Annotated in this window: 4 protein-coding genes; 2 read left to right on the top strand and 2 right to left on the bottom strand. The window is 73.4% G+C overall.

The annotated features are described in order from the left end of the window. Together CLV43_RS19420 and CLV43_RS19415 are read right to left on the bottom strand one after the other, a co-directional pair. Window positions 1-5,955 carry a non-ribosomal peptide synthetase gene (locus CLV43_RS19420; protein ID WP_106188615.1) on the bottom strand — a complete coding sequence of 1,985 codons (5,955 nt, stop codon included), beginning with the start codon at window positions 5,953-5,955 and terminating at the stop codon, window positions 1-3. Further along, window positions 5,952-7,136 (bottom strand): cytochrome P450, encoded by a 1,185-nt coding sequence (locus CLV43_RS19415; protein ID WP_211304424.1) that lies wholly within the window; start codon window positions 7,134-7,136, stop codon window positions 5,952-5,954. The genes CLV43_RS19420 and CLV43_RS19415 overlap by 4 nt, the downstream gene beginning before the upstream one ends. Before the next feature lie 309 nt (window positions 7,137-7,445). On the opposite strand from CLV43_RS19415, the gene CLV43_RS19410 reads away from it, so the two are divergent. Then, window positions 7,446-8,846, top strand: coding sequence for a DHA2 family efflux MFS transporter permease subunit (locus CLV43_RS19410; RefSeq protein ID WP_106188613.1), 1,401 nt, complete (start codon window positions 7,446-7,448; stop codon window positions 8,844-8,846). Window positions 8,847-8,914: 68 nt separating this feature from the next. Beyond that, window positions 8,915-9,907 (top strand): TauD/TfdA family dioxygenase, encoded by a 993-nt coding sequence (locus tag CLV43_RS19405; RefSeq protein ID WP_106188612.1) that lies wholly within the window; start codon window positions 8,915-8,917, stop codon window positions 9,905-9,907. Window positions 9,908-9,911: the final 4 nt, after the last annotated feature.

Genomic DNA, 9,911 nt, shown 5'->3' with positions numbered 1-9,911 from the left:
TCAGCCCTTCCGGGTCGTGTCGGCCGCGACGAGGTCCGCGAGCGTGGTCGGCGCCGACCGCACCAGCGGGATCGACGCCGTCGGACGGGCGGCCACGTCGGCGACCGCGGCGGCCAGGTCGCCGAGCGCCTCGTGCTCGAACGCGAGCCGCACCGGCACCTCCACCCCCAGCTCCGCCGACAGCCGCGCCACCACGCGGGCCGCGGTGAGCGATTCCCCGCCCTCGCGGAAGAAGTTGTCCGTGACCCTCGGGTCGCGGACACCGAGCAGGTCGGTCCAGATCGCCGCGACCAGCCGCTCCAGCCCGGTCCGCGGCGCGCGGCCCCGGCCGGAGCGCGCGGTGCTGGGCGCGGGCAGCATCTCCCGGTCGAGCTTCCCGTTGGGCAGCAACGGGAGCGCGGCCAGCTCGACGAAGTGGCTCGGCACCAGGAAGCGCGGCAGCCACCCCGCGAGCCGTGTCCGCAGGTCGTCCACGTCGACGCCGTCGCCGTCCGCCGGGACGACGTAGGCCACCAACCGTCCGGAGTGGACGGTGACGTGCGCGTCGGACACCCGGGGGTGGCGCTCGATCGCGGCCTGCACCTCGGTCGGCTCGATCCGCAGGCCGCGCAGCTTCACCTGGTCGTCCGCCCGACCCGCGAACACGAGCTCGCCGTCGGCCCGGCGCCAGGCCAGGTCACCGGTCCGGTACATCCGGCCGCCCGGCGGCCCGAACGGGTCGGGCCGGAACCGGTCCGCGGTCAGGCCGGGGTCACCGTGGTAGCCGCGGGCCAGCCCGGCGCCCGCGATCCAGAGCTCACCGGTCACCCCCGCGGGCACCGGCGCGCCGGTCGCGTCCAGGACGTGCAGCCGGACGTTGCGCAGCGGCGTGCCGATCGGCAGGATCCCGTCGGCGGGCGGGGGAGTCGGCACCACGTACGCGCTCGCCGCCACGCTGGCCTCGGTGGGGCCGTAGGCGTTGACCACGTAGCAGCCGTCCAGCCGCTCGGCGAGCCTGCCGTACGTGCCCGCCGCGATCGGCTCGGTCGCCAGCGTCAGGCCGCGCAGCCGCGGCAGCGCGGGCGCGCTCGCGGCCTCGGCGACCATGAACGGCGCCAGGTACCCGGCCTTGATGTCGTGCTCGGCCAGCCAGGACACGAAGTCGGCGGGCACCGTGCGCCGGTGCTCGGGGACGACGTGCAGCTCGGCGCCCCGGCCCAGGGCGAGGAACAGCTCCGGGATCGACCCGTCGAAGCTCGTGCTCGTCCACAGGCTCGCCCGCTCGCCGCGCGGGACCATCTCGGCGAACCTGCGGTCGCCCAGCAGGTTGACCACTCCTGAGTGCGGCACGACGACGCCCTTGGGTCGCCCGGTGGAGCCGGAGGTGTAGATGACGTACGCCGGGTTCGCCGGGTCGACCTCGGTGCGCGGGTCCTCGTCCGACAGACCTGCGACGGCCTCGTCGAGCGCCGCGCCGAACTCGGTGAGCACGACGGTCGCTCGCGAGTCGGCGAGCATGAACGCACGCCGCTGCTCGGGGTAGGCGAGGTCGATCGGCAGGTAAGCCCCGCCCGCCTTGAGCACGGCCAGCAGTGCCACGGGCAGGTCGAGGCAGCGCGGCAGCAGGACCGCGACGACCTTCTCCGGCCCGATCCCGCGCGACCTCAGCCACCGGGCCACGCGGTTGGCGCGCGCGTCCAGCTCGGCGTAGGTGAGGCTCTCGCCCTCGTGGACCAGTGCGGTGGCCTCCGGCGTGCGCCGGACCTGCGCCTCGACGAGCTGGTGCAGCAGCCGCGGTCCGTCGTCGGAGGCCGCGGTGTCGTTGAGCCGGGCGATCCCGGCGTGCTCCTCGTCGGTGAGCAGGGGCAGCGCCGAGATCCGTGCCGCGGGGGTGTCCGCGACGCCTGCCGCCAACGTCCGCAGGTGCCCGGCCAGCCGGACGACCGTGGTCTCGTCGAACAGGTCGGTGCTGTACTCGATCGTCGCGGTGATCCCGCCGCCGCTGTCCTGCTCCAGCGAGAACACCAGGTCGAACTGGGTCGCGCGGCGGTCGACGTGCACGGGTTCCGCGTCGAGCCCCGGTAGCCGCAGCCCCTCGCCGGGGGTGTTCTGCAGGGCGAACAGCACCTGCACCAGGGGCGGGTAGCTCAGGTCGCGGGCGGGCGCCAGCTCGTCGACCAGCTTCTCGAACGGCAGCTCCTGGTGGGCGTAGGCGGACAGCGCCGTCTCGCGCACCCGGTCGAGCAGGTCGTCGAAACTCGGGTCGCCCGCCAGGGACGTGCGCAGCACCAGCGTGTTGACGAAGAACCCCAGCACGCCCTCGAGCTCCGGTCGGAGCCGGTTCGCGATGGGGGTGCCGAGCAGCACGTCGTGCTCGCCGGTGTAGCGGTGCAGCACGGTCTTGACCGCGGCCAGCAGCACCATGAACAGGGTCGCCTCCCGGCGCCTGGCCAGCTCCTCCAGCCTGGACACCAGGTCCGGCTCCAGTGCGAACCGGTGGGTCGCCCCGCGGAAGGACTGCGCGGCGGGGCGCGGCCGGTCGGTCGGCAGCGCGGGCAGTTCCGGCGCGCCGGCCAGCTGCTCGCGCCAGTAGGCCAGCTGGCCCGCCAGCACGTCGCCGGTCATCCGGTCCCGCTGCCAGCGCGCGAAGTCCCGGTAGGTCACCGGCGGCGCGTCCGGCAGCGCCTCGCCCGCGTACGCGGCGGCCAGCTCGCGGTAGAGCACGCCCAGCGACCAGCCGTCGGACACGATGTGGTGGATGGTGACCAGCAGGACGTGCTCCCGCGCGCCCAGGGCCACCAGCAGCGCCCGCACCAGCGGCGGGGCGGTGAGGTCGAACGGCCTGCGCGCTTCCGCCCTGAGGGTCTCGTGGAGGTCGTCTCCCGGCGGCACGACCGGCAGCGCGATCGGGACCGGCTCGACGACGACCTGCCTGGGACCGCCGTCCACGGTCCGGAAGCCGGTCCGCAGGGCCTCGTGCCGGGCGATCAGCAGGGTCAGCGCCGACCGCAGCGCGTCGACGTCGAGCGCGCCCCGCAGCCGGAAGCCCAGCGCCAGGTTGTTCAGCGCGTTGCCGGGCTGGAGCCGGTCCAGGAACCAGAACCGGTCCTGCCCGAAGGACGGCGCGCTCGCGTCCTCGTGCCGCCTCGCCGGCACCGCGGGCAGGCGCCTGCCGCGACCCGTGGCCGCCAGGCCGCGCACGACCTCGGCCAGACCGGCCACGGTGGGACCGTCCAGCATCTCGCGCAGCGGGAGGTCGACCGAGAACGCGTTGCGCATCCGCGACACCACCTGGGTCGCGAGCAGCGAGTGCCCGCCCAGGTCGAAGAAGTTCTCGTGCACGCCGACCTCGTCGACGCCGAGCACCTCCGACCACATCCGCGCGATCAGGTCCTCGACCGCGCCCCGCGTCGACCGCGTGACCTCCGCCGCGGCCGTCCTGCCCGGTGCGGGCAGTGCCGCCCGGTCGACCTTGCCGGTGGGGGACAACGGGAACCGGTCCACCACGACGAACGCGCTCGGCACCATCTGCGGCGGCAGCGTGGTCCGCGCCAGTTCGCGCACCAGCGCGGGCAGCCTGCGGCGCAGCTGCCCCGCGCGCGGCTCGTTGGCCAGGACGTCCGGCCGGTCCAGGTCCCGTTGCGCGATCAGGGGTCGAGGCCCGGTGGCGGGGGAGAACACGACGTCCATCGCGTCCACATCGGACAGCAGCACGTCGGCCCGCCGGCCGGAGCCCTCGGCGAGCGCCCAGAGGTCCTCCGGCTCCACCCCGCCGGTCGTCAGCCGCGCGTTGGGCACGCGGGCCACGGCGAGCCGCGGCGTGGCGGCCACCAGCGCGGCCAGCCGCTCCAGGTCACCCACCTCGGCCCAGTCCAGCCACTCGACCGGTTCGGCCACCGAGGCCGGGGCCACGTGCAGCACCACGTCGTAGCGGTAGCGGGTCAGCTCGTTGGCGACGGAGCCGCGCTTGTGCCGCACCTCGACGTGGCCGATCCGGTCGACGAGACCCGGCAGCGCCCGGAACCACGCGGGGTGCACGACCAGCTCGTCCTCCGACTTCGGGTCGCCGCCCACGGACTCGTGGAAGTGCCCGAGCAGGGCCAGGTTGCGCACGTCGGCGACCACGACGACACCGCCGTCGCGGACGCGCGAGGTCGCGTCGGCCAGCACGCGCACCAGGTAGTCGAGGTCGGGGAAGAACTGGACGACGGACTCCAGGAGCACCATGTCCACGGGTTCCGGGTCGATCCCGGACAGGTCGTCCGCGGTCGTGAGCACCAGCTCCAGCTGCTCGATCCTCGTGCCGTCCTGCGCCATCCGGGAGCGCAACCGCTCCAGCGCCGCCGTGGAGAAGTCGGTCGCGACGTAGCGGCGGGTGTCCGCGGCGAGGTCGCGCGCCACGTTGCCCGCGCCGCAGCCGATCTCCAGCACGCTGTCGTGCGGCAGCTCGCGCAGCAGGGGCAGCGTGCTCAGCCGCCACTCGTCCATCTCCTGCTCGCTGAACGGCTTGCCGTAGCTGCTGGTCCAGCGGGTGGCGTCGATGCCGGGGCCGCCGGTGCCGGGCCCGGCGTAGGTCTCGTCGAACAGCGTGCGCCACAGCTGCACGGCGGGCACGTGCTCGGCCGCCTGCGGGCCGGGCAGCAGGTACGCGACCAGCCGCTTGTCGCCCTGCCGCTCCTCGCGCACCGCGGCGACGACCGCGTCGAGCGCGGGGTGCGCGCGCAGGGCGTTCTCGACCTCGCCGAGCTCGATCCGGAACCCGCGGACCTTGACCTGGTCGTCCACCCTGCCGACGAACTCCAGGACGCCGTCGGGCCGTCGGACCACCAGGTCACCGGTCCGGTACAGCCGGCTGCCGTCCGCCGCGAACGGGTCGGCCACGAACGCGAGCGCGGTCTGGGCGGGCCGCCGCCAGTACCCGAGCGCGACCCCGGAGCCGCCGATGTACAGCTCGCCGGTCGTGCCGTCCGGCACCGGCCGCATCCGCTCGTCCAGCACGTGCAAAGTGGTCTCGGCGATCGCCGTGCCGATCGGGACCGACCGCGCACCGGGGGCGACGGCGTCGACCTCGTGCACGGCCGCGAACGTCGTGGCCTCGGTGGGGCCGTAGCCGTTCAGCAGCAGCCCGCCGCCGTGGTGGGCCAGCGCGGTGCGCATCACGTCCGGGTCCGCGGCCTCGCCGCCGACCAGGAGCCGCGCGACCGGCGCCAGCGCGGCCGGGTCCGCGCGCACCACCTCGTTGAACAGCGACGTGGTCAGGAACATCGTGCTGATCCGCGCGCGCCGGACGAAGCGGGCCAGGTCGCGCGGGGAGACCAGGACCTCCTTGGGCAGCCCCACCAGGCACGCGCCGTTGAGCAGCGCGCCCCACATCTCGAACAGCGCGGCGTCGAAGGAGAAGTGGGCCGCGAACGCGACCCGGTCGACCGGCGACGCGGTGAGGTGGCCCGCGTCCACGACCAGCCGCAGCACGCCCCGCTGCGGCACGAGCACGCCCTTGGGCAGGCCGGTCGAGCCGGAGGTGTACATCAGGCAGACCGGGGTCGTCGCCGACTGGCCGCCGGGGCGCGCGGGCGACGCGGCGGCGATCCGCGGGCCGTCCACGTCCAGCCGCACGACCGCGGTCCCGGTCGCGGGCAGCAGCTCGGCGAACCTGCGTTGGGTCACCACGGCGGCGAGGCCGACGTCCCGCACCATCCAGGCGAGGCGGTCCTCGGGGAAGGTGACGTCCAGCGGCACGTACACCGCGCCCACCTTGAGGACCGCGAGCGCGGTGACCACCATGTCCGAGCGCTGGTCGGTGCAGATCCCCACGAACGCGCCGCGGGTCACCCCGACGTCGAGCAGGTGGTCGGCCAGCCGGTTGGCGCGCGCGTCCAGGTCGCCGTAGGTCCACGTCCACGGGCCGAACTCCACGGCGGTCCGCTCGGGGTCCGCGTCGGCCCGCGCCTCGAACAGGGTGATGAGGTCGGTCATCTGATGGCCTCCAGCGCCACCGGCAGGCTGCTGACGCCGGAGAGGAAGTTGGAGTGGAAGTACTTGGGGGTGCCGACCTGCCGCACGGAGCGGACGGACGAGCGCAGTTCGTCGAGCAGCACACCGATCTCCACGCGTGCGAGGTGGGCGCCGAGGCAGAAGTGCGGGCCGTGCCCGAACGCCAGGTGCCGGTTGGGCTTGCGGCCGAGGTCGAGCCGGTCGGGATCGGCGAACACCCGCTCGTCGCGGTTGGCCGAGGAGGTCCACCCGGTGACGACGTCGCCCGCGGCGATCCGCACGCCGTCGACCTCGGTGTCCACCAGTGCGGTGCGGCCGAGGTGCGTGGTCGCGGTGGTCCACCGCAGGACCTCCTCGACGGCGTCGTCGAGCCCGACGTCACCGGCGCGCAGCGCCCGCCACTGGTCGGGGTGCTCGACCAGCGCGAGCACGCCGCCGGTCATGGTCAGCCTGGTGGTCTCGTCGCCGCCGAGGATGAGGCTGTAGCAGTTGAGGACCACGTCCGCGTCGCCGAGGTCCACGCCGTCGACCTGGGCGGTCGCCAGCAGGCTCACCACGTCGGAGTGCGGGACGTCGCGCCGCTGCGCGGCCAGTTCGGCGAAGTAGAGCAGGATCTCGTTCTTCGCCAACCAGGAGTCGTCGGCCGAGTGCCCGCCGTCCTCGGAGCCCAGCGCCTGCTTGGTCTGCTCCAGGATGAACCGCCGGTCCTCCTCCGGGACGCCCAGCAGGTCGCAGATCGTGGCGAGCGGGATGTGCGCGGCGACGTCGAGCGCGAAGTCGACCGTGCCCGCGGCGAGCGCGTCGTCGAGCAGGCCGCGGGTGGTCTTGCGGACCTGGTCGCCGATCGCGGCGAGCGCGCGCGGGGTGAACGCCTTGAGCAGCAACCGGCGCAGGGCCGCGTGCCGGGGCCCGTCGGTCACCGGCAGCATGCTGCCCGCGCCGGAGTCCCCACCGGCCAACAGGGTGTCGAGCACGTTGCCGTGCCTGGAGGTGAAGCGGTCGTCGCGGTGCAGCGCGAGCACGGCGTCGTACCGGCTCAGCACCCAGAACCCCTTCCTGCCACCGGAAGGGGCGTGCCAGTGCACGGGTCGGTCGGCGCGCAGCTCCCGCCACGCCTCGGTGAGGTCGTTCCCGGCGTGCGTCCGCGGATCACTCAAGTCCATTGTGGACAGTTGTGTCGCGGATGGTCTAGGCCTGTCGTGCATGACGATCCTTCCCCGGGACCATCGTCAAGGCGTGCGCCGTCGACGGCGTTCCACGTGGCACTGCCACGGCGAAAGGTTGCTACTCCCCAGTAGTTGCCCCAGTGTCGCCGGGCTCGGCGGAACCGCGGCTTCTTTCCGACTATGGCACAACTTCACCCGTGTTCGCACGCGAGTCGCGGTGGTGTTGCGGGGGTGCGCAGCCAGTGTGTTGACGTACGGGTGTCGGCCAGTCATGGTGGCCACAAGTGACTCTGGGGAGATGCCACGATGCCAACTGATGTGTCGGAGGTCGAGCGGATCGACCGTCGTCTGATCGTGCTCGGCGCCGTCATCGCCGCGGGCACGTTCACGGCCGCGCTGGACGCGACCATCGTCTCCGTCGCGCTCAACGGCATCGGCGCGCACTTCGCGACCCCGGTGTCGACCATCCAGTGGATCATCACCGGCTACCTGCTCGGCATCGCGACCGTCATCCCGGTGACGGGGTGGGCGGTGGACCGCTTCGGCGCGAAGACCATGTGGTTGACCGCTTTGGGCCTGTTCGTCGGGGCCTCGCTGCTGTGCGGGCTGGCCTGGTCGGCGGGGTCGCTGATCGCGTTCCGCGTGGTGCAGGGCTTCGGGGGCGGCATGATCGTGCCGCTCGCGCAGATGATCCTCGCCCGCGCGGCCGGTCCGACCAGGGTCGGCAGGCTGATGGCGCTGGTGACGATCCCGACCCAGTTCGCCTCGGTGTTCGGCCCCACGCTGGGCGGTCTGCTGGTGGACACCGTCGGGTGGCGGTGGATCTTCTTCATCAACCTGCCGATCTGCCTGGTCGCGGGCGTGATCGCGGCCCGGATGCTGCCCGCCGACGAACCCGCGGGCGACCGGACGCTCGACGTGCTGGGCCTCGCGCTGCTCTCACCGGGACTGGCGCTGCTGGTCTACGGGCTGTCGCGGGTGCCGACCTCGGGTGCCAGGTCGCTCGCCGTGGTGGTCTCGGTCGTCGGCGGCCTCGCGCTGCTGGGCGGCTACGTCGTGCACGCGCTGCGCACCAAGGTCACTCCGATCATCGACCTGCGGCTGTTCGCGTCGCGGTGGTTCTGGACGCTGTCGGCGATGATGGTCGTCTGCGGGACGATCCTCTACGGCGCCGTCTACCTGTTCCCGCTGTACTTCCAGCAGGGGCGCGGGCACACCGCGCTGCAAGCCGGCCTCGACGTCGCGCCGCACGGCGTCGGCATGCTGCTCATGCTGTTCCTGGGCGGGAAGCTCTCCGACAAGCTCGGTCCGCGACCCGCGATGCTGGCCGGTCTCACCGTGATGTCGCTGGCCACGCTGGTGTTCACCCAGCTGCCGTCGGACCCGCCGCCAGCGCTGCTGTGGCTCGCGCTCCTCGTGCGCGGTGCCGGCCTCGGTCTCGCGGTGAGCCCGCTGATGGCCGCGGTGTTCCAGGGCGGCCTGCCCGACTCGGCGATCCCGCGCGCCTCCTCCGCGATGAACATCCTGCAACGGGTGGGCGGCTCGTTCGGCGCCGCGCTGTTCGCGGTGGTGCTCCAGTCGCAGGTCGGCTCCAGCGGCCCCGAGGCCTTCGGCGTCACTTTCTGGGTGGTCACGGGGGTAACCGTGGCCGCACTCCTGCTCACCTGGTCGCTGCCGCGCGGTCTGCCCGGAGCCCAGCGCTCCTGACCACGGCGCCCGACCAGGACTCGACCACCACTGCCGCGCGCCACGGGCGGCGGCCGGGAAGGACTGCCATGGCTGAGCGCACCACCGCCGGGCCGGAGACCACCGAGGGACTGCTGGTCGACGGGCGGACGATGCCGCTGGTCGTCGAGCCGGTCGGCCCGGCCCCCGACTTGGTGGCCTGGGCGTCCGACGCCCGCGACGTGCTCCAGGACCGGGTGTCCACCTACGGCGCCGTGCTGCTGCGCGGGTTCGGCAGCGTCACGGCCGAGGCGTTCGAGACGGTCGTCCGGACCGTCTGCGGCGAGCCGCTGGACTACGTCGAGCGCTCGTCGCCGCGGCACGCCGTGCACGGCAACGTGTTCACCTCGACCGACCACCCGTCGCACGAGCGGATCTACCTGCACAACGAGCAGTCCTACAACCTCGTCTGGCCGTTGCGGATCTGCTTCTGCTGCCTCACCGCGGCGAGCGAGGGGGGCATGACGCCGATCGCGGACTGCCGGCGCGTGCACGACCGGATCCCGGCGGCCATCAGGGACGACTTCGCCGAACGCGGCTACCTCTACGTGCGCAACTTCGGCTCCGGCCTCGGCCTGAGCTGGCAGGAGGCGTTCCAGACCGAGGACCCGGCCGAGGTCGACCGGTACTGCGCGGCCAACGGCATCGAGACCGAGTGGCGCTCCGAGCAGGAGCTGCGCACCAGGCAGCACCGCGTCGCGGTGTCCCGGCACCCGAGGACGGGGGAGTGGGTGTGGTTCAACCACATCACGTTCTTCCACGTCTCCACCCTCGGCGCGGACATGGCGTCGGCGCTGACCGACGCGCTCGGCGCCGACAACCTGCCCAACAACACCTACTACGGCGACGGCTCCGAGATCGAGCCGCACGTGCTCGACGAGCTGCGCGCGGCCTACGACGCCGAGATGGTCGAGTTCCCCTGGCGGCAGGGCGACGTCCTGCTGCTCGACAACATGCTCGCCGCCCACGGCCGCGCCCCGTTCAAGGGCGCGCGCAAGGTGGTCGTCGGCATGGCCGACCCGTTCTCGGCTCCACCGCGCTGAACCC

The sequence above is a fragment of the Umezawaea tangerina genome (genome assembly GCF_003002815.1).
Lineage (GTDB): Bacteria > Actinomycetota > Actinomycetes > Mycobacteriales > Pseudonocardiaceae > Umezawaea > Umezawaea tangerina.
Note: the sequence above shows the minus strand (reverse complement) of the source record. Positions and strands in the feature narration are given on the sequence as shown.

What these genes read in the sequence shown, in the direction of transcription:
- CLV43_RS19420 (WP_106188615.1), bottom strand. Translation starts at nt 5,955, where the DNA reads ATGACCGACCTCATCACCCTGTTCGAGGCGCGGGCCGACGCGGACCCC.
- CLV43_RS19415 (WP_211304424.1), bottom strand. Translation starts at nt 7,136, where the DNA reads ATGGACTTGAGTGATCCGCGGACGCACGCCGGGAACGACCTCACCGAG.
- CLV43_RS19410 (WP_106188613.1), top strand. Translation starts at nt 7,446, where the DNA reads ATGCCAACTGATGTGTCGGAGGTCGAGCGGATCGACCGTCGTCTGATC.
- CLV43_RS19405 (WP_106188612.1), top strand. Translation starts at nt 8,915, where the DNA reads ATGGCTGAGCGCACCACCGCCGGGCCGGAGACCACCGAGGGACTGCTG.